This window comes from Luteimonas soli, from assembly GCF_042648865.1.
Taxonomy (GTDB): domain Bacteria; phylum Pseudomonadota; class Gammaproteobacteria; order Xanthomonadales; family Xanthomonadaceae; genus Luteimonas; species Luteimonas soli.
On the sequence record NZ_JBHRYA010000007.1, the window covers coordinates 936,405 to 961,850 of the forward strand.

The 25,446-nt window shown below is 69.7% G+C and carries 33 protein-coding genes; all 33 read right to left on the reverse strand.

All coding sequences use genetic code 11. From position 1 onward, the window contains the following. Positions 1 to 2: 2 nt before the first annotated feature. The gene (locus tag ACFONC_RS11595) at positions 3 to 2,144 is read right to left on the reverse strand and encodes a hypothetical protein (RefSeq protein ID WP_386744200.1); all 2,142 of its coding nucleotides are present in this window, start codon (positions 2,142 to 2,144) and stop codon (positions 3 to 5) included. After that, complete coding sequence (locus ACFONC_RS11600) at positions 2,141 to 2,824, reverse strand: YmfQ family protein (protein WP_386744202.1); 684 nt, start codon at positions 2,822 to 2,824, stop codon at positions 2,141 to 2,143. The genes ACFONC_RS11595 and ACFONC_RS11600 overlap by 4 nt, the downstream gene beginning before the upstream one ends. Next, positions 2,815 to 3,867: a baseplate J/gp47 family protein gene (locus ACFONC_RS11605; RefSeq protein ID WP_386744204.1), complete on the reverse strand. Its 1,053-nt coding sequence runs from the start codon at positions 3,865 to 3,867 to the stop codon at positions 2,815 to 2,817. The genes ACFONC_RS11600 and ACFONC_RS11605 overlap by 10 nt, the downstream gene beginning before the upstream one ends. Continuing rightward, the gene (locus ACFONC_RS11610; RefSeq protein WP_386744206.1) at positions 3,857 to 4,315 is read right to left on the reverse strand and encodes a phage GP46 family protein; all 459 of its coding nucleotides are present in this window, start codon (positions 4,313 to 4,315) and stop codon (positions 3,857 to 3,859) included. Before ACFONC_RS11610 ends, ACFONC_RS11605 begins: the two co-directional genes overlap by 11 nt. Further along, the gene (locus ACFONC_RS11615; RefSeq protein WP_386744208.1) at positions 4,315 to 4,866 is read right to left on the reverse strand and encodes a phage baseplate assembly protein V; all 552 of its coding nucleotides are present in this window, start codon (positions 4,864 to 4,866) and stop codon (positions 4,315 to 4,317) included. The genes ACFONC_RS11610 and ACFONC_RS11615 overlap by 1 nt, the downstream gene beginning before the upstream one ends. Further along, positions 4,863 to 5,957 carry a phage baseplate assembly protein gene (locus ACFONC_RS11620; protein WP_386744210.1) on the reverse strand — a complete coding sequence of 365 codons (1,095 nt, stop codon included), beginning with the start codon at positions 5,955 to 5,957 and terminating at the stop codon, positions 4,863 to 4,865. Before ACFONC_RS11620 ends, ACFONC_RS11615 begins: the two co-directional genes overlap by 4 nt. Further along, a complete protein-coding gene (locus ACFONC_RS11625; RefSeq protein WP_386744212.1) occupies positions 5,950 to 7,149 on the reverse strand; it encodes a DNA circularization protein in 1,200 nt (399 codons plus the stop codon). The genes ACFONC_RS11620 and ACFONC_RS11625 overlap by 8 nt, the downstream gene beginning before the upstream one ends. Next, positions 7,146 to 8,930, reverse strand: a complete 1,785-nt coding sequence (locus ACFONC_RS11630; RefSeq protein ID WP_386744214.1) for a phage tail tape measure protein — start codon at positions 8,928 to 8,930, stop codon at positions 7,146 to 7,148. The genes ACFONC_RS11625 and ACFONC_RS11630 overlap by 4 nt, the downstream gene beginning before the upstream one ends. 187 nt (positions 8,931 to 9,117) lie before the next feature. Further along, on the reverse strand, positions 9,118 to 9,432 hold the full coding sequence (locus ACFONC_RS11635; protein ID WP_386744216.1) for a phage tail assembly protein: 315 nt from the start codon (positions 9,430 to 9,432) through the stop codon (positions 9,118 to 9,120). Further along, complete coding sequence (locus tag ACFONC_RS11640; protein WP_386744218.1) at positions 9,432 to 9,791, reverse strand: phage tail tube protein; 360 nt, start codon at positions 9,789 to 9,791, stop codon at positions 9,432 to 9,434. Before ACFONC_RS11640 ends, ACFONC_RS11635 begins: the two co-directional genes overlap by 1 nt. A 9-nt stretch (positions 9,792 to 9,800) precedes the next feature. Then, positions 9,801 to 11,270 carry a phage tail sheath subtilisin-like domain-containing protein gene (locus tag ACFONC_RS11645; protein ID WP_386744220.1) on the reverse strand — a complete coding sequence of 490 codons (1,470 nt, stop codon included), beginning with the start codon at positions 11,268 to 11,270 and terminating at the stop codon, positions 9,801 to 9,803. A 3-nt stretch (positions 11,271 to 11,273) separates the two neighbouring features. Further along, positions 11,274 to 11,489: a DUF2635 domain-containing protein gene (locus tag ACFONC_RS11650; protein WP_386744222.1), complete on the reverse strand. Its 216-nt coding sequence runs from the start codon at positions 11,487 to 11,489 to the stop codon at positions 11,274 to 11,276. Then, a complete protein-coding gene (locus ACFONC_RS11655; RefSeq protein WP_386744224.1) occupies positions 11,486 to 12,049 on the reverse strand; it encodes a phage protein Gp37 in 564 nt (187 codons plus the stop codon). Before ACFONC_RS11655 ends, ACFONC_RS11650 begins: the two co-directional genes overlap by 4 nt. Next, positions 12,046 to 12,474, reverse strand: a complete 429-nt coding sequence (locus tag ACFONC_RS11660; protein ID WP_386744226.1) for a gp436 family protein — start codon at positions 12,472 to 12,474, stop codon at positions 12,046 to 12,048. Before ACFONC_RS11660 ends, ACFONC_RS11655 begins: the two co-directional genes overlap by 4 nt. 15 nt (positions 12,475 to 12,489) lie before the next feature. Then, positions 12,490 to 12,711, reverse strand: coding sequence for a hypothetical protein (locus ACFONC_RS11665; RefSeq protein WP_386744228.1), 222 nt, complete (start codon positions 12,709 to 12,711; stop codon positions 12,490 to 12,492). A gap of 84 nt (positions 12,712 to 12,795) precedes the next feature. Continuing rightward, on the reverse strand, positions 12,796 to 13,749 hold the full coding sequence (locus tag ACFONC_RS11670) for a hypothetical protein (protein WP_386744230.1): 954 nt from the start codon (positions 13,747 to 13,749) through the stop codon (positions 12,796 to 12,798). 61 nt (positions 13,750 to 13,810) lie between these two features. After that, on the reverse strand, positions 13,811 to 14,164 hold the full coding sequence (locus ACFONC_RS11675; RefSeq protein WP_386744232.1) for a capsid cement protein: 354 nt from the start codon (positions 14,162 to 14,164) through the stop codon (positions 13,811 to 13,813). A 60-nt stretch (positions 14,165 to 14,224) separates the two neighbouring features. Next, positions 14,225 to 15,430, reverse strand: a complete 1,206-nt coding sequence (locus ACFONC_RS11680; protein ID WP_386744234.1) for a hypothetical protein — start codon at positions 15,428 to 15,430, stop codon at positions 14,225 to 14,227. A gap of 304 nt (positions 15,431 to 15,734) precedes the next feature. Continuing rightward, positions 15,735 to 16,265 carry a phage virion morphogenesis protein gene (locus tag ACFONC_RS11685; RefSeq protein ID WP_386744236.1) on the reverse strand — a complete coding sequence of 177 codons (531 nt, stop codon included), beginning with the start codon at positions 16,263 to 16,265 and terminating at the stop codon, positions 15,735 to 15,737. Continuing rightward, positions 16,262 to 17,038 (reverse strand): phage head morphogenesis protein, encoded by a 777-nt coding sequence (locus ACFONC_RS11690; RefSeq protein ID WP_386744238.1) that lies wholly within the window; start codon positions 17,036 to 17,038, stop codon positions 16,262 to 16,264. The genes ACFONC_RS11685 and ACFONC_RS11690 overlap by 4 nt, the downstream gene beginning before the upstream one ends. 6 nt (positions 17,039 to 17,044) lie before the next feature. Beyond that, a complete protein-coding gene (locus tag ACFONC_RS11695) occupies positions 17,045 to 17,407 on the reverse strand; it encodes a Gp49 family protein (protein ID WP_386744240.1) in 363 nt (120 codons plus the stop codon). Position 17,408: 1 nt separating this feature from the next. Then, positions 17,409 to 18,917, reverse strand: a complete 1,509-nt coding sequence (locus ACFONC_RS11700; RefSeq protein WP_386744242.1) for a DUF935 domain-containing protein — start codon at positions 18,915 to 18,917, stop codon at positions 17,409 to 17,411. After that, a complete protein-coding gene (locus ACFONC_RS11705; RefSeq protein WP_386744244.1) occupies positions 18,914 to 20,521 on the reverse strand; it encodes a hypothetical protein in 1,608 nt (535 codons plus the stop codon). Before ACFONC_RS11705 ends, ACFONC_RS11700 begins: the two co-directional genes overlap by 4 nt. Further along, on the reverse strand, positions 20,518 to 21,048 hold the full coding sequence (locus ACFONC_RS11710) for a DUF3486 family protein (protein ID WP_386744246.1): 531 nt from the start codon (positions 21,046 to 21,048) through the stop codon (positions 20,518 to 20,520). Before ACFONC_RS11710 ends, ACFONC_RS11705 begins: the two co-directional genes overlap by 4 nt. A 1-nt stretch (position 21,049) precedes the next feature. Continuing rightward, on the reverse strand, positions 21,050 to 21,364 hold the full coding sequence (locus ACFONC_RS11715) for a hypothetical protein (protein ID WP_386744248.1): 315 nt from the start codon (positions 21,362 to 21,364) through the stop codon (positions 21,050 to 21,052). Continuing rightward, complete coding sequence (locus ACFONC_RS11720; RefSeq protein WP_386744249.1) at positions 21,351 to 21,713, reverse strand: hypothetical protein; 363 nt, start codon at positions 21,711 to 21,713, stop codon at positions 21,351 to 21,353. The genes ACFONC_RS11715 and ACFONC_RS11720 overlap by 14 nt, the downstream gene beginning before the upstream one ends. Next, positions 21,701 to 21,943 (reverse strand): TraR/DksA C4-type zinc finger protein, encoded by a 243-nt coding sequence (locus ACFONC_RS11725; RefSeq protein WP_386744251.1) that lies wholly within the window; start codon positions 21,941 to 21,943, stop codon positions 21,701 to 21,703. The genes ACFONC_RS11720 and ACFONC_RS11725 overlap by 13 nt, the downstream gene beginning before the upstream one ends. Then, positions 21,936 to 22,337, reverse strand: coding sequence for a hypothetical protein (locus tag ACFONC_RS11730; RefSeq protein ID WP_386744253.1), 402 nt, complete (start codon positions 22,335 to 22,337; stop codon positions 21,936 to 21,938). Before ACFONC_RS11730 ends, ACFONC_RS11725 begins: the two co-directional genes overlap by 8 nt. A gap of 309 nt (positions 22,338 to 22,646) precedes the next feature. Then, positions 22,647 to 23,351 (reverse strand): transglycosylase SLT domain-containing protein, encoded by a 705-nt coding sequence (locus tag ACFONC_RS11735; protein ID WP_386744255.1) that lies wholly within the window; start codon positions 23,349 to 23,351, stop codon positions 22,647 to 22,649. Beyond that, positions 23,348 to 23,674 carry a hypothetical protein gene (locus ACFONC_RS11740; protein WP_386744257.1) on the reverse strand — a complete coding sequence of 109 codons (327 nt, stop codon included), beginning with the start codon at positions 23,672 to 23,674 and terminating at the stop codon, positions 23,348 to 23,350. The genes ACFONC_RS11735 and ACFONC_RS11740 overlap by 4 nt, the downstream gene beginning before the upstream one ends. A 221-nt stretch (positions 23,675 to 23,895) precedes the next feature. After that, positions 23,896 to 24,375 carry a hypothetical protein gene (locus ACFONC_RS11745; protein WP_386744259.1) on the reverse strand — a complete coding sequence of 160 codons (480 nt, stop codon included), beginning with the start codon at positions 24,373 to 24,375 and terminating at the stop codon, positions 23,896 to 23,898. A gap of 13 nt (positions 24,376 to 24,388) precedes the next feature. After that, positions 24,389 to 24,811, reverse strand: a complete 423-nt coding sequence (locus ACFONC_RS11750) for a Mor transcription activator family protein (RefSeq protein WP_386744261.1) — start codon at positions 24,809 to 24,811, stop codon at positions 24,389 to 24,391. Continuing rightward, positions 24,804 to 25,394 carry a hypothetical protein gene (locus ACFONC_RS11755; protein WP_386744263.1) on the reverse strand — a complete coding sequence of 197 codons (591 nt, stop codon included), beginning with the start codon at positions 25,392 to 25,394 and terminating at the stop codon, positions 24,804 to 24,806. Before ACFONC_RS11755 ends, ACFONC_RS11750 begins: the two co-directional genes overlap by 8 nt. Positions 25,395 to 25,446 lie beyond the last annotated feature (52 nt).

Genomic DNA, 25,446 nt, shown 5'->3' on the forward strand with positions numbered 1-25,446 from the left:
CCTCAGAAGATGTGCTTGAAGGCGACGCACCAGTTGTAAAGCGCGGCGCCGGTGTAAACGGAACTGTCGGGATCGGAATCGCGCAGGCAGCCGCGAGACCCGTCGATGTGGCCGGAGCTGCCGTTGGTGCCGTTGTGGATCGCATAGCTGAGCACTGCGTCCGCTGGCGGCGCGGCGCTCAGCGAGACGGTGACCTGGGAGTCTCCAGTCAACGCCACCGACTCGATCACGACCGCGCCGGCGTCCTTCAGGACAAAGCCGTAGTTACCGGGGTCAACGACCAGGTCGGTGTCGAGAACCAGCGGCCCCACCGGCACGTTGAAATCGATCACTACGTCGCTGCCGTCGAGCGCGATGTTGCTGGGACTGACCGGCCTCCAATCGAGGCCCTCGATCACAACACGCCGGTAGACCTTGGCGTAGTACTCGCCATGCAGGCGCTCGGAAACCGCGTCGATGTGGGCGTGGTCGACGTAGCCCAGGTGGTACTTCGGGCCGACCAGGAAGATGCGCGGGTTCGATTCCGATGCGAGCAGCTGCTGGAACGGCGAGACGAACGTGTCTCGGTTGGCATCGTTGGTGTAGCCGGAAGCCGACGACGTTTGGCAGAGCAGCAGCACGACCGGCTCAACCTGGCCGTTGGTGGCGGCGATGTCGGCGGAGAAGTCCGCGAGCAGCTCCTCGAGATCGGCGGCGTAACCGGTGTTGTAGGCATCGGCTTCGCCGTGGATCAGGAACAGCGCCCGCACCGCCGCGCGGCCATCGAGCGCAGCGCCATAGGCCACCTGCTGGATGTTGTCCGCGTAGGTCGTGTAGTTACCGCCCTTCTTGATGTCGTCGTAGCTGGCGCCGCCGTAGGCCTGCCCGGAGACCAGCAACACGCGATCGAGGGCGAACGAGAGCAGCTTGCGCGCGAAGCCGGTCGAGATGGTCTCGTAAACCGACTCGGCCAGCGGTGCGATCGTGGAAACGATGTCCTCGTTATCGGATCCGATGGGCCCGTTGCTGAACTTGAACGCGTTGGCCGGGTACGGAGGCACAGTGGTGATCGCCGCATTGGCGCCGCCCTGGGCGAGGCTCTGGCCGGTGATCAGGACCTGCTCGTACAGCGCGAGATCGGCATAGGCGCGTTGCTCAACGAGCCCTGCAGCATCCACCTGGTACTCGGCGACCAAGCCGCGCCGCCGCGACGACAGATATCGGACCTTCGCACCCGCAATGGCCGGATGCGAGTTATCGCCGGTCTCGGTCAGCTGCCTGGCAGCTGCACCGCCCTGAACGAGGAAGATATCGCCGGAGCTTTCATAGACCGTGCCGGCAATCGGAGCCTCGACACCCGGGAACTTCCCCACCAGCGTGCCATCGACTTTGATGCCGAACGCCACGTTGCCGTCTTCGTCCGTAACCGCGTAGGCCAGATCGAGATTGTTGGTCGCGCTCAACGGTCCCTCGCGACCAGCAGCCGAGACCACGCCGCCGGCACGCGTGACGCCGAAGCCCAGGCGGCCATCGGCGTCGACCACCCCCCAGGCCAATCGCTCGCTGTTGGATTCGCTGAGCCGTGCTTCCTCGCCGCCAGGTACCAGCATCGACCCGCGCCGGGTCAGCCCGAACCCAACCTGGTCCGCTTCGTCGGTGATGGCGAACACAACGTCGGGCTGCGAAGTGTGCTGCGACAGCGGCCGCGTGCCGCGTTGCGCAATTCGCGTACCCAGGCTCACTTCGGCCGCCTGCAGGTCGCGGGCCAGCGTGGCGTCGGCGTCGGCCAGCGTGCCCAGGTTGCCTTCCAGCACTGTCACCCGGTCGGCCGACTGCACCCAGGACCCGCTGCCACTGGCTCCGGTCTTGCGGTACGTGCCGTTGTTGGTCGCGGTGCTGTCGTTGGTCACAACCGCCAGCGCGCCAGCGGCATGGGCCAGGTCGGCATCCAGGGCAGCCTTGGTTGCAAAGCCGATCGAGCCGGAGGCCTGCGCCAGCTCGATCGTTTTCAGGTCGTCGTGCGTGGCCACGCCGCCTGGCGCACCCACGATGGCGCGGTAGTCCCGGCCGTTCTTGACCCCGTAGACCTCAAGGCCGTCGGCGTCCTCGACGAACTCCATCGCCCGGAGCGCCTTGCCGTTGATGGGAGAGATATCGTCTGTCATGTCGATGGGTCTCGAAGAAGAATGCTGGTCCCGTCCTGGTTCAATACGGGGCCGCCCTGCTCCAGGAGCAGGGCACCGCCGCCGAGCAGCCCGCCGTAGGCGAACTGAAGCTGCGTGTGTGCGGGCTTCACGCCCTGGATGCGGCATTCCAAAGCGTCATTGCCCCAGCGAGCGATGGGCTCGCCGGCGGCCGAGCGGCCGGCCCGGAAATGCGTCACCGTCACTTCGGCGCTGCGCACGCGCCAGGTGAACTTCCAGTCGCCGTTGCTCACGCGGTCGCCGGCCACCGAACGCCCCGCGCGGAATGGTTTGAACTCCTCGATCTCGACCTCGAACCCAAGCGAGGCCGCGACACGGGTGTAGTACTCCCGCGACTGGCCGCCGCTGCTCACCAGCTTCGACACCAGGTCCGCACGCCGCCCCTGCAGCGTGTCGCGCAACGTGCCGCTGCAGTTGTCAGGCAGGCCGGCCACGCCTTCCCAGTCGACAAGCATCTCGTTGGTGCTGGTCGGGATCGACTCGTCGACCAGGGCGTCGGCGCGCGCGTGCACGCGGGCGTACTCTTCGGCCGCCGCGTCCAGGTAGTGGGTCACCGTCGCGTCGGGCGAACGCGACCACGCCCGGCCCTGCGGCAGCAGTGCCTGCAGCTGCTCGCGATAGGCGGCTGCGGTCAGGCCCATGAGATCGTCCCGAGCGTCGGCATTTCGCCCGTGTCGGCGACGACATCGCCGGCGGGCACGGTGATGGTGTGGTCGTGCTCGCCGCTGGCCAGCGACACCGCTTCGTTGAGGTGGCTGAACAGCAAGGTGCCACCGGGCACCGACTCGCGCAGGAAGACATCGGCCAGTTCGGCTTCGATCGCCGCGCGCACCTCCGCGGAGTCCGGTTCGGCAGACAGGGTGATGTTGACCGGCAGCGCAACCGGCGCGACCACGAACACCTCGGCGGTCACCGGCCGGCGAGCGTCGATGTAGGCCTGCACCGCAGCGACTTCGGCGCTGTCGGGCAGGATGCCGGCATCGCCGTCGCGAACGAAGCGTACGGTCACCGTGCCGGCACCCATCTCCAGCGGCGACACCCACACGCGCGTCACGCCAGGCACTTCCAGCGCCCAGCCCGCATAGTCGAAGTCGGCGCCACCGTGAGGCGGCTGCTGGATGCGCGCCAGGACACGCGCACGCAATGCGGCGTCGGCCTCGACATCGGTTCCGCGGCTCAGCCCGCCAGCGGCCACGGTGGCGGCACTGGACACCCCGATGATCTGCGCGGCAAGCGCCAGGCGCGTGCCGGCGGTTGCGTTGCCGGCTTCGCCCGGCGTCCGCGCGATCACGGACAGGGTTGCGGTGCCCGCGGTGATCGTGCCGGCAGCGCTGGTTTCGTACTCCACGCCATCGGCACGCTGCAGCAGCACGCCCGCGGGGATGATCATCCCGCTGGCGCCGGTGAACACCACGCTGCCCATCGCCGCATCCGCACCCTTGCGGGCGAGCCCCCAGATCGAGGCGTGCCGCTCCAGCACCTCGGCCTCGGCCGTGTCCGGCATCACCTGCCGGGCGACGTTGTCGACGTATCCGTACAGGCCATGCATGCCGCCGGCCTGTGCGCGCGCCAGCACCGCCAGATTGCTCCGGCGCAAGCGCGCATCGGCACCAGGCAGGCGCGACTCGATGTCGGCACTGACCCGGTCGATGATGGCGGACAGCGAAGGACGGTTAAACGGCATTTTCAGTGCCCCAGAAGATCTCGAACCGGAAGCGGACCGGGCCGGCGACGGCGCGCTCCACCGTGACGGTCAGTGCAAGCACGCCCAGGCCCACGAACTGCGCGTCGGCCTCGACGTTGCGGGCGATGCCGTCGTCGACCAGCCAGCGCAGGGATTCGCGCGCGTAGTCGCGGGCGCGCTGCAGCACGACGGGCAGTTGTTTCTCGCGCGCCAGCAGCCAGAGCCGCGAACCGATCAGGTCGCCGTCGAACTCGGCGAAGCTGTCGCCCCACCAACCGCGACGGTGCTCGCTGCCGGCCGGCAGTACATCGCCGGCGTCGGCGAGGCGATCGGTAAACAGGCTCAGCGTGATGGCGGTCTCCAGGCCGTCGTCGACGGCCAGCTGCATGCCGCCCAGCAGCCAGTCGGCAGTCAACCCATCGGCAGAGATCCGGGTGCGCAGGTCCATCAGGACATCTCCTGCGCGGGCGCCTGGGTGCTGCCGGCACCGCTCTGCACGCCCGGATGCGTGTGCGCGTTGTACGTGTCGCGCATTTCCTGCATCGAACCCGAGTGGTCGGACACGTCGCCGTCGCAGGTGATGTCGCCCTGCACGTGCAGGTTGCCGGTGCACTTGGTCTCGGGCGCGTCGACGTAGACCTTGCTGCTGGCCACCACGTCGATGGTGCCGTCCTCGCGGACGTGCACGCGGTCGCCGTGCTGGTTGTAGATGCAGGTCTCGCCGGGCTTGAGGTCGACGCGGCGATAGCGGCGGTCGTCGGTGGCCACCACCACCATGTGGCTGCGCGAGCCGCCCACGGCCAGCGCGATCGCTTCGCAGTCGGCCAGCGGCACGCTGGTGAAGCCGTACTGCTGGAAGCGCTCGACCTCGGCGCGTGCCTCGCCATCGAGCAGCACGACCTGCACGCCCTGCAGTTTGGCGGCGTCGTTGACCAGCTTGATGATGGCGCGGCTGACGATCAGGCCGACGCGCCGCTGCACCGTGGCCAGCCCGCTCACGCGTCACCGCCTACGGAGAAGACATCGTCCGACTTGTCGGCCCGCTTGCGCCCGCGACGCCGCGGCGCGTTCTTGCGGTCGGCGATCGGCAGCAGGGTGTAGGCATCGGGCGGCGTCAGCACCAGCTCGGCGAACGTGCCGCTCTGGTCGACGACCAGGTCGACGTCGCGCACCAGCAGCTCGCGATCGATGCGCGCGGTCGGCGCGGCCAGGCGCACCAGCTGGTTGGGCGCCCACAGGCCGCTACCATTGGACCAGCCCTGCACGCGCACGGTGGCCGTCAGGGCGCGCGCGGCGCGCACGCTGGCTTCCCACCTGGCCCGCTTCTGGAAGCTGGCGATGTCGCCCTGGTCTTCGACCAGGACAACCTGCGGCCGGTAGCGCACCACGCCGGCGTCGTCGGCCGTGGCCTTGATCTGCGCCGCGCTCGCGCCATTGGTGTCGTCGTCGCCGCTGCGCTGGCCGATGACCCGGTACTTGCTGAACCGCTGCGACGCGTCGTTGGCCACCTCGCAGCTGAGCAGGTTTTCGCCCTCGACCAGCGAAACGCCGGCCTGGGCCGCGGGCGTGACGCCGACGACCAGCCCGCCGCGGCCATCGCTGAGCAGACGCACGCCACGCTGGCGCGCCGCGCGCTCGATGCAATCGAACGCGGTCTCCCCTGGCTCGATGGCGTAACGGTCGAAGGGTGCGCCCACGTCGCCGGCGACCGAGACCTGGATCCCGAACGGCTTGCACAAGTCGCGCGCGATCTGGGCGATGGACGCATTGCGCCATTCGCCCTTGCCGTGCTCGGCCGCGCAGTCGACCAGGTCGCCGGTGGCATCGCGGCCGGACACCGTGTTGCCGTGGTTGTGCGCGTCGTAGCTGATCGCGGCGCGATCGATGTGGCCGGTGATCAGCGTCTGGCCGTCCACGCGCACGGCGCAGGCGTCCTGCGCGCGCACCTCCAGCGGCGGCACGGTGGCCGACCAGCGCTCGGCCACTCCGAGGTCGAAGGTGCCGGCGATCTCCTCCAGGCCACGATGGACCCGGATGCGGTTCCAGCCGGCGTGCGCGCGGCCGGCGACGATGAGCTGCAGGTCAGCCATTGACCGGCACCTCCAGCGCATGGCCCGCCGGCACGAAGCCTGGATGCACGATGCGATTGCGCGCCAGGATGTCCGCTTCGAGCGTCGCGTCCTGGTAAAGCCGGTGAGCAAGCACCAGCGCCGGCAGTGTGGTGACTGGCGTCACCGCGACCAGGCGGGCGAGATCGGCCCCGCGCGCCGCGATGTCGCGCACGACGGCAGCGCGCAGCGCGCTCAGCGCGTCGAACACGCGGTCGTCGGTCGTGGTGTCGGCGACGGTATCGATCTGTGCCACCACGCTGTCGCGCACCGCGACGGCATCTTCGTAGTCGGTGAACTCGATGTCGGCCACGGCGCGAGCGCGCTCGATCGCCACGCTGGCCTGCAGGTAGGGAATCAAAGCGGCGCGGCATTGCGCATCACGCCGCCGCGTTGCCGTGGTCAAGGGCAGCGGCGCCTCGCCCTGGCCAATGCTGGCCAAGCCACCGAACACCCGCACGGCCGTGCGGCCGTCCAGGCCGATGCGCATGGTGTCGACCAGGTTGCCGATCTCGTTGGTGAATGCCATGCCGTTGCGCAGCAGGCTGCCCAGGTCGGGCGACAGCGCATCGAGCAGGCCGAGCACGCTGCCCCGGCCGCTGGCGACGCCAGCGATCGGGCCGATGACATTGCGCACCTGGTCGAGGAATGCGCGCGCACGGTTGATCGACAGCTCCTGCGCCCACGCGGGCAGGTTGTCCAGGCTGAAGCGCGACAGGAACCCCGCGATCGCGGTGCGCTTGCCGTCATCGGCGACCGCCTTGAGGACGTCCTGGGTGGCGACCTGCGAAGCAGGAAACCGCGCCTCGCCGCTCTCGATGCAGGCGAAGTTGATGCGCGCCATTCCGCCTTCGGTATCGGTCTGCTCGACCGTGACACCGCTGCCGCTGATGCTGACGGTGAGCTCGCCGTACTTCGGGTGCACCAGCTTGCCGGGGCCAGCCTGCTCGATCGCGGCGATCAGGCTGTCCAGCGTGGTCAGGTAGTCGTCGCCCAGGACGAAGCCGACGATGCGGATCTCGCGCGCCTTGCGGCCGAGGTCCTCGCTGTAGGGCAGATCGCGGAACGGGAACTCGTGCAGCACCGTGCGCCGGCCGAAGGTGGCGCTGTCGCTGACGGTGTGGAACTCGACGCCGCGGAAGCTGGCCCGGCGCAGTTGGTCGCGCCAGCTCACGCATCACCCCCGCGGTCCGCCATCGCCCGGCCGGTGCGATAGGTTGACGATGAACCGCTGCGGACGTTGACGAAGTCCTTGCCCACGGTGCGCGTGCGCACGGTGGTGAGGTTGTCGTTGACGTTCACGTCGACGATCAGCTGTTGTTTGATGTCCTTGGCGCCGGCGATCGCGTTGTTGACGATCTCCGGCAGCGCAGGCAGGAAACCCTTGGCCACGATGGCGCCGATCGAGTTGTCCACGCGCGGCAGGTACGCCTGCAGGCCCTTGCTGATCAGCGTACCGATGCCCCAGCCGGCGGCGCCCGCGACGCCGACGCCGCCGGCCGTCATCGCGGCGCCGCCAGTGCCCATCGTGGCGAGCGTGCCCACGCCCACGGTGCCGGCGGCGGCGCGGAGAATCGCGCCCGTCCCCACGCGCCGCGCCACGCCGCCAGCAGCGCCCCCTGCAGCGCCAGGCAACAGGCCGCCGGCGCCGCCGCCCAGCAGACCAGGCGCGGCGCCGACGATGAACACCGGCGTCGCGGCGCCGGCTTTCTCCAGCGCGGTGCCCATCGCCACGCCGCCGGCCAGGCTGCCCGCGCCACTGAGCAGGCGGCCGGCCAGGCCGCCCAGGACACGCTTGAGCACGTAGCCGCCGGCCACCGTGGCCACGCCCGTGCCGATCAGCCCGGCGTTGCTCAGGCCGCTGCCCTCGCTGCCGTCGCCCAGGGCCTTGGCCAGCACCTTGGTGTAGACGTCGTTGATCGGCTGCGCGAACGCGTCTGCAGCGTCCTTCAAACGGGCTTTGAGGCGGCCGGTCTGGTCGACGGCGTTGGCGATCGCCGCCGGCAGGTCGCGTTCGATGGTGCCGCTGGCGCCGCCGATCTCGCTGGTGAAGCGCACGACCTTCGATAGCGAGTCGCCCGACAGCAGCGTGCGCAGGCCCTTGATGGTGTCCAGGTCCGCATTGCCGAACGCCTTGGACAGGAAGCCTTCGCGCTGGGCGTCGGTCTTCATGCCGTCCATGATCTTCTTCAGGTCGGCCAGCGTTTCCAGCGGGTCGCGGCGCGCGCCGGTCTTGTTGTCGAAGAAGCGCACGCCCGTGGCCTTCTGCGCGGCGGCCATGTAGCGGGCGTTGGTGAACAGCCGGATGGTGCTGTCGGCCAGCGTGGCCAGGCGCTCGGGCTGGCGCTCGATCATCGACAGGCCTTCGATGAACGCCAGCGTCTGGTCGAAGCTGAAACCGGCGCCCTGCGCGTTGACACCCACGCGCGCGAAGATGCTGCCCAGGTTCTCCAGCTCGGCGTTGCCCAGGCGACCGGCGACGGTCATCTTGTCGAGCAGGTCCAGCGCCATGCGCGGCTTGGCCAGGTCGAAGTCGAACGCGGTGCTGGCCACGCCCAGGGAACCAGCCAGCGTGTCAGCCTGCGCGCCGGTGACCGCCATCGCCTTGTTGATCCCGCCCAAGGTCGCGCGCGCCTCGCCCCACTGCAGGCCGGACTGCACCAGGACATCGAAGCCCGCGGTCAGGTCGTCGGTGGCGCGGCCGGTCTGCCCCGCCATGCCGAAGAGCTCGCCGCGCAGGCCGCGCACCTGCTGCTGGGTGGCGCCGGCGGTCTGGCCGATGCGGGTCAGGGTCTTGTCGAGGTTCGCCGACTTGACGATCTCCGCACCCACCGCGAACCCGGCGCCGAAGCTGGCCAGCTTGGCGCCGGTGCTGGTGAGGAAGTTCTGCAGCTCCCCCATCTCGCGCACCACCGCGCCCTTGAACGAGCGCGTGCGGCGCTGAGCGTCCGCCAAGCCACCCGTCCAACCCTGGGGGTTGAGCGTGAGGCGGGCGGCAAGGGCGAGAGAGCTACTCATTTGGTGGTGGCGTCAACGATGGTCTGCAGGTAGTGGTTGAACTCGGAAACAGGAAGGTCGCGAATCTCGCGCCGCGACCATCCGGTTTTCATTGCGATGAGCAGCACGGCGTCCAGGCGCGGCTTCAGCCGGGCTGCTGTTCTTCCCCCTCGGCTTCGAGCTCCGCGCGGGCGGCGACCATCTGGTTGAGGTCGGACGGGTGCAGGCGGCCGAGCATCGCCACGGTGAACGGCCCGGTGAACTCGCCGATGCGCACCAGCTGCTGCGCGACCAGGGCAGCCTGGAACGTGATGCTCTTGCTCGAATCCGCGCCCGAGGCCTCGGCGGCGAAATAGTCGGCCGCCGTGCACTGGCGCAGCTCGAACTCCTTGTGCGTGGCGTCGCCGACCTTCAGGCCCTTGCGCAGCGTGCCGGTGCCCACGGCCTTGTCCTGGCCCATCAGCGCACCTCCTCGCACGGGATGCCTTCGTAGACCAGCGACCAGCCCTCGTTGCCCAGCACCGGCGGGTTGGTCAGCCAGGCGTTGCCGCAGGCGTACACCTGGCCGGTGTCGGTCTCGAACACGTAGCTGATCAGCTGGCCAGCCTTGAAGTCGCCGACGCCCGTCTGCGTGCCGTGGCTGACGGTGCAGTTGAGCACCGACTGCTTGGGCGCGGACGACGGCCCGAGGATCTCGTTGCTGCCGATGACGGTGGTGGCGGTTTCGCCGCCGACGTCGAGCGTGGCGCCCGGCATCGATTCCAGGCGGCTGCTGCCGAGCTTGATGGTGACTTTGCCGAGGCGGCGCGTGGTGGACATGGGGGCTCCTTACAGGCGGAACTGGATCAGGCCAGCGAAGATGCGCAGCTGGTTGACCACGTTGGGCGGGATCAGCGCGTCGATGCGGTTGGCATCGGTGGCGTTGCGTTCGACGATCAGGTCGGCCTTGAACTGCTCGAAGCCCTCGACCAGGCCGGCGCCTTCCCACTCCCGAAACAGGTGCAGGATCTCGGCCTTGATCAGCTTGGGCGTGGCCACCGCCTGGCCAGGCGCGAACAGCGTGCCGTCGTCGGCCAGCTTGTGGCGCGGGTAGCGCAGCGCGATGCGGGCGCGCAGCGTGGCGCGCAGGTAGGCCAGCGTGCGCACGGTCTCGATGTCCAGGTAGCTGACATCGGCCTCGCCGGTGGCGCTCTCCTGGTACGTGGTGATGAAGCGCTCCACGCGCACCACGTCGCCGGCGTCCACGGTAGTGGTGGCGATGCCGTCGTGCAGCAGCAGGTCGCGCTCTTCGCGGGTGAAGCGGTCGGCCGAGGCGGGCGCGAGCAGGCCCGGCAGCGGCAGCGTCTGGCGCGGGCGCGCGGGATCCGGCTCGGCCGCGTCGACCGCGCCACAGACCGCAGCCCAGATCCACGCCGGCGTCGGCGACTTGCCGGCGGCGACCAGGGTCAGGTGCGGGCTGTTGCGCGCGTCGCCCAGGGTGACCAGCGCGGCGTGCGTGCCCGAGACCGCGGCGAAGGCATGGCCCTCCAGCTGCACCATCGGCCCCCAGCGGTCGGCGAGCTCGGCCTCGATCGCGGCCAGGTTGGTGGCGTCGTTGTAGGCGACCACCACGGTGGCGTACTGCGTGTCGGCCATCGCCGCGATCGCGGTGGCGATGTCCGGGTTGCCGGTGCCGCCGGACATCGCCACGAAGGTGGCGCCGATGCCGGCCGGCAGCAGCTCGCCCAGGGCGTAGTTGGCGCGCAGGTCGATGCCGTTGCCGCTCTCGCCCTTGTGGCGGGCGGTGATGTCCACCAGCGAGGTGTCGCTGCCGTTGACCTCGGCGGTCACCGGCAGGTGCGTGGCGGCGTTGATCGCCGCGGCCGTGGCGGTGGCCAGCTGCGCAGCGGTCATCGCCGCGGTCACGCCGACCTGCACGCGCACGCCGCCGATGTACAGGTTGAGCGTGCCGGCGGCCGTGGCCGGGCCGGTGAACGCCACGCTGCCCGCGGCCGCGGCGCCGGCGCCCAGGTCGTCGAGCGCGATCGCGGTCACGTCGCTGGTGCCGTTGGCGGCCTTGAACGCCGCCAGCATCGCGGCAAGCATCGAGCCGGCGCCGAACGCGGCCTCGGCCTGGGCGGCGGAGAGGATCCGCGTGGGCACGCCGGCATCGACGTTGCCGGTGGCCAGGCGCTGGCCGATGACCAGGACCTTGTGCGCGACGGCCGGCAGCCCGCGCAGGGCGCGCGAGTTGTCGAACTCGATGTACTGGCCCGGCGTGCGGATGTCGATCGGGATGGCGTTGAAGCTGATGGTCATCGGTTACTCCTGGGCGCCGCTGGCGGCGGCACGCTTGGTGGACTTGGCGGGTGCGGGGCGTGGCGCCTTGCCGAACGACACGTCGCCGTCCTGGATGCGGCGCCACCAGTAGCCGGTCATGCGGATGCCGGCGCCTTCGGCCGGCAGCGCGTCGCGGGTGCCAGGGATGCGCACGCGCAAGCCGGGCTTCGGGACGATGTACGAGTAGTCGGTGGTCATTGCGGCAGCTCCACGTGGTCTTCGGCCTCGGCCTGGCCATCGGCCGGCGCCAGGTCGAACTTGTCGTTGAAGGTCTTGAAGTCGTCGAGCGTGGCGCCGCCGGTTTCGTCCGGCGCGATCGACATGCGCAGCTCGAACTCGGCGCCGTACAGCGATGCGCCCTGTTTCTCGACCGCGCCGCTGAACAGGTTCTGCACGTCGGTGCAGAGCATCTGGTCCTCCCCTGGCACCACGTGCTGGTGGAACAGCTGGGTGCAGATCTCGATGATTTCGTAGGCGCCGATCTCGCGGCTGTCGCCGTGGCGCTGCGCCAACTCCCCGCTGGCGTGCGCGGTGACTGCCATCAGCCCCCACCTGGCGTTGATCACCAGGCCGTCGTCGACGGTGGTGTCGCGCGGGCCGCCGCCGAACACCACGAACAGGCCGGGCGCCAGGCGCAGGATGCGGCGGAAGGTGTCTTCGTCCCAGTCCGCGGGCAGGCTTTCAACGGCCTTCAAACGGTTGCCGAAGCGGGCCTTGGCCGTGTCGATGATGTGCTGCTCGACGCTGGCGATGCTCATCCGGTGAAGTCCTTGAGCTTGTCGCGGTTGAACACCGGCTCGCGCGCGGAATACTCCGGCGCGCCGGCCGCGCTCGGCGGCGCATTGCCCTCGGGGTCGGTGCCCAGCTGCACGCTGCCCTTGGCCACCAGCTCCAGGAAGCGGATCGCGTCCTTGTAGCGCTGGGCGACGTACTCGGTCGGGCGGTCGTCGAACAGGTGGTACCTGGCGATGTCGCAGGCGACGCGCTGCAGCGCGGCCGGGACCGGATTGAGCGGCAGCGTGTAGCGGCCGACCAGGTAGCTGTTGATCTCGGCCTCGGCGTCGCCGAGCTTGGCCGCCACCACGTCCACGTCGATCGCGCCGGTGTTGGCGCGATCGCTGAGCTGGATGACCTCGGTCTCGCCGAAGCGATCGACCAGGTCCTGCTGGGTGGCGTAGGGCATGGCGGGCCAGCTCGCTTACTTGGCGCCGCCGGTCGTGGCCGGATCCTTCGGCGGATCCTGCTTCTCGCCACCCTTGGCCGAGTCCTTCTTCGGGTCCTTGGCCTTGGCTTCCTTCACGAGCTCCAGCTCGCCGCGCGCCAGGGCGTCGGCCGCGTCGCCGGCCGACATCTCGACCTCGCCGGTGCGTTCGATCTTCTTCCCGACCTTGATGGGGCTGAGCACCTTGTACTTGGGCATTGCTTCTCTCCTGGGAGGGCTTGCGGAAATCGGCCCGGCCAAAGCCGGGCCGATCGGGCGCAGGGATGACAGCGGGGCCGGCGGTTACTGCGCGGCGCCGGCGTCCTTGATCACGAACCCGGCGACCATGCCGCTGAGCACCGGCGTGGCGTCGTTGCTGACGCCGTACACCCAGGACTTGGTGCTGTTGTCCCAGTACGCCTGCTCGACCGAGGGCATGCCCGGGATCGCGTAGGTGTAGCCGTAGCTCGGCTGTGCGGCGTTGCGGCGCCCGTCGCTGCGGCCCGGGGCCACGTAGGCGATGACCACGTCGTTGCCCCACACGTCGCCGAAGTCGTCGTCCTGGCCGGTGGCCACGACGGCCTCGCCCACGACCACCTTGCCGACGTTCCACAGCTTGGCCAGGAGCTCGGCGGTCACCGAGTCGCGGCCGGTGTACTTCAGCCGGTCGAGGATCTTGGCGTTGAACTGGCAAGCCGCGAACGCGGTGGCCGAGAGCGCCACGGTGTTGCCGCGCACGCCGATCGAGCTGCGGATCGCCTCGACGCCGGACTGCACGTCGACGCTCGGGTCGCTCGCGCTGCCGGTCCACTTGCTGGTGCCGGTCAGCGTGACCTTGTGATTGGCGTCGTAGTTGCTGGCGTCGCGGGCGATCTGGGCCGAGTCGTACTCGTGCTCCAGCTCGATCGCGTCCAGGGTCACGTCGACGGCGTCGCTGGCCAGGTCGATGCCGGGCACCTGGCTGGCATCGCGCATCAGCTCGCGCGGCACCTGCGCTTCGAGGGCGGCCGGCACGATGGCGTAGGCCTTGCCCTCGTAGCCGAAGACGATGCGCTTGGTGGCGCTGCCGGGCGCGCGCTTGGTGTTGTAGAGGCGGAACGCGGACTTGTCGAACTCGATCACCTTGCCGCCGTAGGCGGCGACTTCGGCGACCGGGAACAGGGCCTTGGCGATGTTGCCCGGCCGGACGTAGCCGCGCGCGTGCTGCGAGAGGATCGGGTCGACCACGCGGGTCTGGCCGGGAGTCATCTGGGGCATTTCGAAAACCTCTTGAAAGGGCGTGGAAGAGAAGCGCGCGTGAGAGCGCCCGCCAGCCTTGTCAGGCGATGGTCGGGGCGTTCGGGATCAGCAGGATCTCGATGGGATCGCCGTCGGCGGACGCGGCCTCCAGGGCCTTACCGACCGCGGCACCACCGGACGCCTGGGTGATGGCCTTGCCGTCGGTGCCGACCTGGACGTAGGCGCCCGCGGCGATCGCGGCGCCGGCGGTGACGACCGCGGTGCCGGCGACGTCGACCGGGACCAGGTCGCCGATCGCGGCGTCGGTTGCGGCCACGCCGTCGGCGTTGCCGGCAGCGGTGGCGACGGCGCCCGCGGTCGTGACGAAGCGCTGGGCCGTCAGCGCGGCAGCGGCGAGGATCGTGAGGGTGAGCAGGGAATGCTTCTGGGACATGTCGATGCGCTCCTGGCGCGAGTGCGAAGGGTCAGCGGGTGGCGAAGGCCAGGCGGGCGGTCAGGCGCCGCCCACGGCCTTGTAGGCGTCGACGAACGACACGCCGGCGTGCGTGGCCTGGTAGGCCAAGGCCTTGCGGTGCAGCTCCAGGCCATCGGCGCTGACCACCGTGCCCTGCGGCGCGGCGAAGCTGGCGGCGCCGGCCTCGCTGTCCTCGGCGTGCGACTTCTCGTTGAAGTCCATGCGCTGAGGCAGGCCGGCGAGCAGCTCGCGGAAGAGCTCCGCGGCGGGCTTCTCGATGGTGTCGTCGCCGCTGGCGAACGAGAGCGGCGCGGCGGTGGGCAGGGCGAGCAGCAGCTCGACCACCGGGGCCTTGTCCTTGGGCAGCAGCTTGCCGTCCTTGACCAGGCCGTCGGCGAACTCGGCCGCGTCGTCGCGGCGGGCCTTGGTCTCGCGGTCGGCCAGGGCCTTCTCGCGCTGCTCCAGGGCGGTGGTGTCGTCGGCGATCTTCTGCTCGCGCGCGGCGAAGTCGGCGGGGGTGTTCTTGTCCTGCGGCATGTCGGGGACCTCGATGGTGGTGATTTCCTCGGCGCCGGCCGGCGCCGCGTAGTGACTCGTCGGCGACGGCTCGCGGGAGGCTTCGCGGATGGAATCGATCAGGTAGGTCGGAAAGGCCAGGTTGGCCTTCTCCAGGCCATTGCTTTCGATCTCGCGCTCGCGCAGGCCGCGGAAGAGATCGGCGATGTAGCCGAACACCCACCAGCGGATCGGCTCGGCAAACTCGACGAAGCCGGTGGTGTCGCCGGCGAAGTTGACCTCCTTGAGGCCCTTCACCGCCGGCACCGCGCCGCCCAGGAAGCCGACGTGGCGCAGGGCGTACTTGCCGGGCGTGGGGTTGTCGCTGCCGTCGGGCAGGAAGATCGAGGCGCTGCGCTTCTTGAAGCGGCCGGCGCGGACCATGTCTGCGAAGTCGGCGTCGACCTGGTGCAGCTGCGCCGACAGCACGTCGCCGTCTACCTGCAAGCCGCGCACCCAGCCGAAGGCCGGGGTGTTGTCCTTGGGGTGGCCGATGACCACGGGCGCCTCGTGGAGCGCCGGGTCGTAGCCCGCGGCGATGTCGGCCAGGTCCTGGCGGGAGAACTCGATGGTGCGGCCGTGCATGTCGGTCTGGCGGCCGGCACGGAAGATCTCGATCACCTGGGCGCCGTCGCCGGCGATGTCGCCGGTGGCCTGGGAGGATGCGGTAGCGCTGGCGGGCTTCGTCATGGCCCGGCCAGATTCGCCGGGGGCGGCCTGCCCGTGGGATTAGCGCGTGCTAAAGATTGCAGCTGGCACAAGGGCCGGCCGCGGGCGCTGGTCAGGAGGTGCCGGCGGCGATCGCCGCGGCGCCGCTCACACTACCGGTTTGCGGCCGATTCGGGCAACTGGCGGCAAAGGCGGCCGGGCCGAGACCCCAGGACCCCCTTCAAAACCGTTTCAAATCGTCGCAGGCGGCCGACCAGCCCTGCCAGAGGCATCCACGTGGCGCCCAGGGGCCTCCAGCGGCCGCTGGGGGCCGCACAGGCGGTCGTCACTTTTGGGCCGCTTCGGTGATGCGGCGGCGCAGGATGGCCAGGATCCCGTCGACGTCGGCCTGGCCGAACCCGGCGAAGCGCCGCGCCGGCCGGAACATCAGCCGGCGGTGGGCCTTGACCATCGACGCGCGCACCGAGAAGGCGCCGCGCTCGCCGTAGTCGCGCCGGATCATCCGGCGGTGCGCGCCGACGTTGACCACCTTGAGGATGCCGAAGTGGTTGACCGCGGCATAGACCACGTTGGTGCCGGCCTCGGCGTAGTCGCTGCCGGCGCGCCAGGTGAGCGAGCGGAACAGGCGGTTGGTGTCGCGCAGGGTCTGGCCGCCGCGTGCCTTTGCCGCCTTGCTGGGCACCCACGGCTTGCCGTCGGGATCCACCTGGCGGCGGAACCGCATCTGCATCGCGGTCTTCATGTACCGCCCGATCGACGCCATGATGCTGCGCCCCTCGCGCCGCGGCAGCTGGCGCAGGCGGTCGAGCCAGGCGAGTACCTGGGCGTCGTCGAGGTCGATGCGGGCGTCGGTCATCGCGTGCCCTGGTCGAATGCGGCGCGCTTGTCGGCCGCCAGTGCGCGCAGCTGCGCCTGGCGGTCCTGGCCGGGGTTGTAGGCAAAGCCGGGGTCGATGCCCAGCGGCACCTGCATGACCTCGCCGGTGCGGCGGTTGGTCCACTCGCGCGTCTTGACCGGTGGCGCGGTGTCGGGCGCGGACTTGCCGGCCAGCGCCAGCTCATCCTCACCGAGCTGGATCACGCTGCAGCGGCAGTTCCAGCCGTTGGGCGGGCGGTGCGTCTGCCACCAGGGATCGTCCCAGCGCAGCACGGTGCCGTCCCAGGCGCGGTGCTGCTCGCGCGTGCGGTTGTCGTCGACGGCGTCGTACATCAGGTAGGGCGCGTCCTCGGCCGCGTCCTGGATCTGCTGCCACTCGCCGGCGGCGTAGGCCGTCATCATGTTGGTGCGGAAGATCGTCTCCAGCCGGCGCGGGCTGCCCAGCTGCACCAGCTGCTTCGCGCCGGTCTCCGGATCCGCCTGCTCGCGCACGCCCCACCAGCCGGCGCTGACCAGGCGCGGCGTGATCTGCGCCTTGAACTGCTGCAGCGTCAGGCCTTCGGCCATCGCCTGGTCGACGGCGTCGCGCACGTCGGACAGCAGGTCGAGGTCCACCATCTTCGCGACGGTGAACGCGATCTCGTGCTCCTGCTGCCACACGTCCTGCCAGGCGAACGAAGCCAGCAGGCCCTTGTCGCGGAAGAAGGCGACGGCCTCTTCGGGAGCGAGGTCGAAGGCGGCTTGAACCGGCATTGATTGTCAGCCGGCGAGTTCGTGCAACGCGTCGCGGAGGCGGAAGCCCAGCAGCGGCCAGATCTTGTTTACGGCGTTCTGCCGCGCGATCTGGCGCCCGATGTCGCGGTCGTAGTTTTCCGGGCTGGCGCAGGCGGATTCGCCGGTGACGGTGAAGCCGTTGCGCAGCACAAGCACGCAGAAGGTCAGCTCCTCCAGCGAGGAGGCATTGCCGGCCGGGCTGGTACCCATCTCCGATTCCCCGCGCACGCCATCGCCGGCCGTGAAGTAGAACTCGCTGGTGATCTCCGCCTCGATGTCGGCCGGCGTCACACGCGGCGCGTTGAGGCCCTTGTCCTGGATCTGTTGCTCGACGTCTCGATCGTCCATTTCACTTCTCCTTGGGAAGCCGGCCCAGCAGCTGCGCGCCAAAGCCGGCGCGGGCGATCGCCTCGACGAACTCGCCCTGGGGATCCGCGTCGGCCAGCTCCACGATGCGGTCGCGGAAGTCGGCCAGGTCATCGGACTGGTCGAGCAGCACGCGCAGCTCGCGGATCCGCGGCGCGACGAAGGCGTGCCAGTTGCTGCTGGCGTCGGTGGCGCCGGCCTCGATCGCGTCGAGGCGGTCCTGCGCGTCGGCCTTCAGGCGCGCGATCGTGGGCGCGTCGGCGAACTCCACCGGCGGCTCGGTGTCCGGCACGGCAGGCGCGCCAGGCGCGACCGGCGGCGGCTCGGGCGCCTTCTCCTCCCAGTGGTCGCCGTAGGTCTCGCGCACGTAGTCCAGGCCGGGCTTGAAGCCCATGTCCATCACGGCCTTGTCGCGCTTGGCCAGCTCGTTGGCGTCCTCCGGCTCCTCCACCTGGCGGAACACGCGCGGCGGCTCGGCGCCGGGGAAGTTGAACATGGTCAGCCAGCGGATCGGGCCGAGGTTGAGGCTCTCGCACACCAGGTCCGCGTCGGCCTTGACGATGTCCTGGCGTACGTCCATGTGCACCTCGGCCTGCGCCTTGCTGCTGCCGTTGTCGGTGGTCATGGTCTGGCCGAGGATCGCCTTGCTGATCGTCTCGTCCATCGTGTCGTGCAGGACCTTGTAGTCCGCCGTGCCGCTGCGGGCGGCTTCGAGGAGCTCGCCGGTCATGCCCTCGGGGAAGATCACGGCGCTGTCGGTGCGGATCGCGGAGAGCGCCTGCAGCAGCTTGTTCTTCTCGTCGGCCGTGGCGTTGACCGGATAGGTGCCCTTGGCGGTCGGCGCGGCGAACTTCTCCAGGAACGTCAGCCAGAAGGCGATGCCGTTGCGCTTGAACAGCGTGGGCCAGTAGCACCAGTGGCCCAGGCCCGTGCCGTAGGGCTCGTCGTCGTGGTCGGCGCCGGTGGCCACGTGCCAGAAGTACGGTGCCAGGCACGGCTCGCCCTCCAGGGCGTTCTGCACGGTGAGCATGCGCAGCTCGCCGTCGGCCTTGAAGCGAAAGCGGCGACGGTCGCGCACCTTGATCGCCTTCCAGCCGAGCAGCCCGTCCTTGACCTCGTAGATGATCTCGGACACGGCGTAGCCGTAGAAGACGCTGTAGAGCATCTTGTCGGTGAGGTTGTCGAAGCCCACCGCCTTGATCTGCCGCTCGATCCAGTCGGCGGCCTTCTTGTCCACGCGGCGATCGCTGGCGGCTTCCACCGTCCATTCGCAGCTGGTCACGGCATTGCGGCGCTGCTCGAAGCACGCCTTCACCTGGGGATCGCTGAGCACCTGCTCGTAGATCAGCAGGTCGCCGGCGCCGCGCACGCGCAGCACGCGGTCGGCGGGCACCAGCAGCGGGCCGACGAAGGGCCGGGTGATGTCGCGGCCGTCGGCGCTGGTGGCGACCTCGCGGCCGATCTCCGGGCGGGCGATGGTCATGTCGTTCATTGGCCGAATCCTGCGAAGTCGTTGCGGCCGCCGATCGTGCCGAAGCCAGTGTCGGTGGCGATGGCGCGGCCACCGATGAAGTCATCGGCTACGCGCTGGCCGGCGTTGGTGCCGCTGGAAAGGAACTCGATCGGGACGAAGTCTGCGCGGGCCACGCTGTTGGCCAGCACCAGCGAAATCGCGCCGTCGCCGTGGCGCTTGCCGCCTGCTTTGCTGGTCGTCCGCTTGTCGGGCACCTTCGGCGTGCCCTTGACGTTCTGCACAGCGCGCAGGTCGTCCATCCAGTCGCCGGTCTTCGGCAGGCCCGACACGGTGCCGTCCTGCAGGTCGGCCTTGAGCTTGGGGAAATTCTCGCCGTAGAAGCCGTCGTTGATCATCACCTGGGCGATGCGGCTGCCGTAGCGCTGCGCAGCCACTTCGCCCAGGTACATGCCATTGCCGGTGGAGTCGTGCGCGCCCGCGCGCAGCCGCGGCAGCCGGTCGGCCACGTAGAACAGCACCTGCTTCTGCTGTTCGAACGGCACCTTGCGCAGCTCCAGCACGAACGGCACGCGGCGCAGCAGATGATGGTCTTCGACAAGCGGCGTCATGATCGACAGGTCTACGTGGCGCGCGAAGTCCCAGCCGTACACGATGCCGCGGAACTCGCCGCTGCAGACCTGCAGCCGCTGCAGATGCGGCAGGACCTGGGCGTCCAGCCACTCGTTCACCTGGCCCACGCGCACGGACTCCGGTTCCATCTCGAAGCCTTCGGGCAGCGACAGCGACAGCACCGGGGTAGCGGCGTCCATGCGCGACTCGATCAGGGCGCGCGACAGGTAGGCGCCGCCGCTGTTGCGCGGCACGCAATCGAGCTCCTCCTCGGCCGCGTCGCCGTAGGTGCCGTAGATCTCGGTCACGAAGGCATCCTCGGCATGCTGCGACCACTGGCGGCCAAGGCGCAGGCAGATGCGGCGGTAGAGCCCCTCCTTCACCGCGTCCAGGAAGGTGACCTTGTGCACGCTGCCGTTGCGCTTGCCGCCGCGGATCTCCTGGATCACTTCGTTGAAGGCGTTGTCGGCGCCGTCGTGGGTGGAGATCAGGCGCACCTTGCCGCCCCAGATCAGGAACGCCACCGCGGCCTTGATCAGCTCCGGCAGGTCGTCGACGAACGCGGACTCGTCGCCCACCAGCACGCCCTGGCGGCCGCGCAGCTTTCGCGGGCGGCTGGCCAGGGCGACGATCTTGTTGCCGCTGGCAGGGAACCGGATCGTGTAGGTCTTGATGTGCTTGTCATCGTCCTCTTCGTCCCAGAAGCCTTCTTCCATCGCGCCGGCGGCGTGGTTGAACGCCTTGGCCCACATGGCACACGCGCCGATGTATTCCTCGGTCATCTCCTTGTCGGTGCCCAGGTAGTAGACGTTCTGGCCGCCCGCGCTCTTGGCGCTGGCGGCGATCAGCACGTTGTCCGCGGCCTCGGCCCAGGTGATGCCGGTGCGGCGCCCCTTCTCCATGACCTTCAGGCTGGCCGGGTCGGAGATCCACCGTTGCTGGTACGGCAGCAGCACCGCGGGCACGTCGGCCGCGGCGGTGTCGGGGACCAGCTGGCGGGCGGCTTCGGTCACGAGGCCTGGCCACCGATGCCGAGGATCTGCTCGCGCAGTTGCTTCGCGCCGTCGGCGGTCAGGCCACCGCTGGATGCAATGCGGTCCACCGCTTCCACCGCTGCGCGCGCGCGGTCACGCACTTCGCTGGCGTATTTCTTCTGCGCGATCGACGCACGCGCGATCGGTGCCAGCGCCTTGGCCAGGCTGCCCAGGTTGACCTTCTTCGGATCCACCTCCAGCGACACCAGCGCGCTGAAGATGCGCTCCTGCATCAGCCGCATCAGCGCCTCGGACATGTCGCCCTCGTCGTCGGGGGATGCCTTGACGATGGCCTTGGCCTGCTGGGTGGCGATGCGCAGCGCGTCCACGCGCTCCTCGAAATCCGAGCCCCAGCGGTGGACGCTGGATTTGGAGATCTCGAAGCCCTGCTCGGTGAGCCATTCGGTGAGCGCCTCGTAGCCGCCGAAGCCGTTGGCGATCAGCTTCTGTTCGAGCTCCTGGCGCACAGCCTCCGGCAGTTGGTCGACTTTCGAGCGCGGCGCCATGTCAGTCCCACTTCGGCGGACGGGCGATGCCGGGGAAGCACTCGACCGTGTATTCGACGATGTCCACGCCGTAGTGCGTGAGCTCGGCCGACCACACGGGCGACGTGCGCCGGCCGTGCAGGATCACCAGCTTGCGGTCCTCCAGGTAATCCAGCTCGCGGCGCAGCGCGGCCAGGGTGATGGGCAGCGCGGTATCCTGCAGCACCTGCAGGATCAGGTCCTCGGCCACCGGCGCGGGACGGCCGGCGTCGAGCACCTTGAGGATGCGCCAGCGGGTCTTCTCCCGCTGCGCCTTTTCCAGGTCAATTCCGTGCATTGCTGTTCCCCCTGGTCTGCAGCACCAGCTCGGCGAGCCGGTCCAGCTTGTGGTCGATCACCGCCGAGAAGCGGATGTGGTCCTCGCGCCGCACGTACTCCAGCGGCAGGACGCGGCTGAGGTCGTCGACCTTCTCGCGCAGGTTGGCCAGTGCGATGTTCTCCTCGGCCTGGCGCATCTTCAGCGCGTCGAGCTGCAGGTCCCACGCCTTGTCCTGCGCCTGGAAGCGCTCGGCGATGCGCTTGTCGAACTGCGCCAGCAGGATCTTCCCGAACGCGAACATGCAGCCCAGAAAGGCGACCACCAGCGTGATGGCGGCGGGCAGCGGGATCTCGATCACAGCGGCCACCGCTCGCGATAGCCCTGTTCCACCAGCGCCGAGCAGCGCGTGCAGCGGCGCGTGTGCGGGTAGGCCTCCAGCCGCTCGGCGCGGATGATCTCGCCGCAGTCGATGCAATCGACCGGCACGTTCGGGTCGCGCGGGCGCATGCTCTCGGCGATGCGCTGCAGGCGCTGCTGCTCGAACAGCGCCATTGCGCGCTCGTGGTCGGATACGACCTGGTCTCCGGCGTCACTCATGCGGCGCGCATCCCTCGGTGGAGAGCCCCAGCTGCGCCACCGCGCTGCAGTACCACTGCCAGGCGGTGCGGCGCCATTCGGCCAGCGCCTGCTGCAGGTTGTCCGTGCGCGCGCTGCAGGCGTGATACAGCGCCGCCACCTGGTCGTGGTTCTCCAGCAGGTCCGGGGCCAGGTCGCTGCGCGCCGGCGGGAGCGGCGGGCACGACGTCCGCTGGTTGGCCTGCAGGCCGGGCGGCGGCGGGGGCGGCGGCGTCGCCGGCTGGGCCCGCGTTGCTGCGGTTCCAGTGGCGCAGGACGTCATCGCCGAGACGCAGAACACCAAGGTCAGGCCGGCGAGAAACCAGGTCAGCCAGCGCATCGTGCTGGCGCGCGGTGAAGGTGCGGTTCGTTTCAAGGGTGCTCTCCAGGGCGCCGGCGAGCGCGCCCATGCGGTCGAAGGCGTTGCGGGTTGCGATCGACGTGGCCACGTCGTGTTGCTGCAGGCCTTGCGCGGTCGTGAGCAGCTCGCGGTAGGCCTTCGCGTCGGCCTCGCGCTGCGCCTGCAGCTGCCCGACCTTCTCGATCGCGTTGGCGCCGCTCTCCCAGCGCATGCCTGCCCAGGTGCCGGCGCCGCCGGCGAGCAGCACGACCGCCAGCAGCGTCCAGCCGAACGCCGGCAACAGGCCGGCGCTCGAAGCGGCTGCGAACGCGAGTCGAAGCGCCTTCAACACACCGCGCTCCCCGGCCAACCGGCCGCGAGGTAGCGCGGTTCGAGCACCAGCAGGATCCGGCGCGGGTAGCCGATGTTTTCCTTGTGCGCCCAGCCGGCGCGCACGCGGTGGCGCTCGATGTCGCGCCAGTCGTTGGCGTCGTCGCCGGCGCGCTGTGTGGCCAGGCGCTCGCGCTGGATCCAGCCGAGGCCTCCGTTGTAGCTGCGCAGGGCGAGGTTCCAGTGCGTGCAGTCGCTCATGCCACCGGCGTATCGAAAGGGCTTCACCTGGGCGTAGAGCCAGGCCATGTAGCAGGCCTGCGCGCGCAGGCTCCAGTCCGGGTCCCAGGGGTCGGGCTTGCCCACGGCCGGGCAGACCTGCGGCAGCCAGGCGGCGGTCGCGGGCGTGAACTGCGCAAGGCCCTGGGCGTAGGCGCTGGCCGCCTTCGGGCGCCAGCCGCTCTCCTGGTGGATCTGCGCGGCCAAGCGCGCGACCGGTGCGTCGAGGCCGAAGTTGCGCGCGGCCTCGCGCTCGATCTTGAGGCGGTACAGCGTGGAGACTTCCGGCACCGGCACGGCGCGCTCGGCGGCGTGCACCGGCTGCGGCATGCAGCTGCCCACGCAGCCCATGAGCACCAGCACGCCGATCAGGCAGACCGCGACCAGGTTGCGGTGGATCCACCGCCCCAGCGGGTTGAGGTCGTCGTGACGCCGGTTCACGGGATCAACGCCGCAGCGACCAGGGCGGCCGCGATGATGATGGCGCGGCGTTTCCATGCCGTGCCCTTGCTGATGCCTTCCAGCGCGTGCGGCCGGTCCTCGGGGCGGAACGCCCAGCGGTCGACGAAGTAGCCCAGGTAGCCGCCCATCGCGATCTTGGCGATGCCGAACAGCGCCAGGCCCGCCTTCATCGGGTTGAGCAGCAGCACCACCGGGAACGTGACCAGGAACAGCACCAGCAGCGGCCACGCGCGCAGCAGGTCGACCAGGCGCGCATGCCACGCGTCGCCGAGGAGCTTTCGCAGTGCATCGTTGATTCGCATCGCCGCCTCCGTTGGAGAAGGCCGGCGGCGACGACAAGGAGGGCGCCGCCGCCGGCAACGCGAAGCGGCCTCGAACGGGCCGTCATCGCGGCGGGGAAGCTTTCGGTCATTCCTCCGCGCGCCCACGATGCGGGGGTAGGCCCCGCAGTCGTGTTTAGTGCGCGCTAAACAAGAAGCCCCGCACGGTGGCGGGGCTTCGGGGATGGGCGGCTTCCGAGGCGTCAGTTGCCTGCGAGCGCGGCCTCGCACATTGCCTGATCTTCGCTGAAGAACTTCTTCTTCTGAACATCGAACGACGTCGAGTACTTAGACGAGGCGCAGTTCATCGCGCGGCTCGCGGTGTTGACCAGCATCATGTCACAGGCGTCGAAGTCGAACTTTTCGAGGTCGGTGGCGTTGACTTCGTCCTGCCAGTACTCCGACGCCCTGCTGGCTTCGCGCCAGATCCTCAACGTCTCTGCTTTGTCCGTGCGGCAGGCTGCGTCCAGTTCGTTCCACAGCTGAGCACCCAGTGCGTGGCTCTTCTGCGCCTCATGCTTGAGCTCTTGCCGAGTTGCTTTCGGCCCCAGGGTTGCAACGGCTTCCGGCGCCGGCGCCGGCGCCGGCTCAGCCGCCACCGGCGGTTCGGGCGCCCTCGGTTGTGGCTCTTGGCTGCATCCGGCCAGGACGAGGCAAAGCAGGATGGCGCTGGCGGTCTTCATTCGTTCTCCTCCTTCATTCGTTCTCCTCCTTGTTGAACAGCTCGCGCTGCGTGCGCTTGATGTGTAGCCGGCGCTGCTCGGCGATCACGCGGTAGGCCGTGGGCTCGGTGACATCGAAATCCCGCGCCAGGCGCTGGATGTCGCCGTGCCGCTGCCAGGCGGCGTGCATGGCATTGTCGCGCAGGGCCTGCTTTAGCCGGTCACCGCGCGGAATGTACACCACCCGTCCGCCGACCTGGAATGCGGTGGCGCCCACGCCGATGCCGGCCAGGCGCTCGGCGATCTCCTCGTAGCCGGCGTTGCGGAAGGCTTCGACGTTGGCGTCGTAGATCTCGGCCAGCGTCGGCGCCCACTTGTGCGCGGGCAGTTCGGACAGGTCCGCCTGCGCCAGATCGTCGGGCGTGGCGCCGCCCAGCATGTCGCGCTGCTCAGCCATTGCTTGCTCCGTACTTCGCGCGCGCCTGCGCTCGCTTGGCCTCGCGTTCTTCGCCGGTCAGCTGGCCCAGCTCGTGCTGGCGCTCGATGAACTTCAGCTCCGCCACCAGCGGCGACTCGTGGTCGGACTTTTCTGACCCCGCGGCGAGGTGCTTCCCGGCGCGGGCGTTGGTCTCGCGCTGACGCTCGGCCGCGGCGTCTGCCTGGTCGGCCAGGCCGAAGACGATGGCGCGCAGGTAGTTGTGGTTCTTCAGCGGCAGCGTGAGGGCGGCGCGCTGGGCGAGCATCTGCTCGATGCCGGTGGCCCACGTCGCCGGCGAGCACGGGCGGCGCACGCCGGTACGTTCGTCGTTGGTGACGCTGCCGGCTTCCGCCAGGGCGCGCAGTTCCTCGGCCAGCTTCACCGCGCGCGGCAGGCGCAGCGCGGTCTTGCCAGGCTTGAACAGGCCCAGGTATCCGATCGTCGCGCGGCCGAGCTCCGGCGCCATGCCGGCGAGCACGGCGGCCAGGCGCTTGCCGTCGGCTTCGGCGAAGAATGCGGACACGTGGCCGTCGGCGCCGCAGTCGGGGCAGGTGGCGCGCATCAGGATTCGCTCGCTGTGTTGTTGTCGGTCTTCGTCATGTCCCTAAATAGGC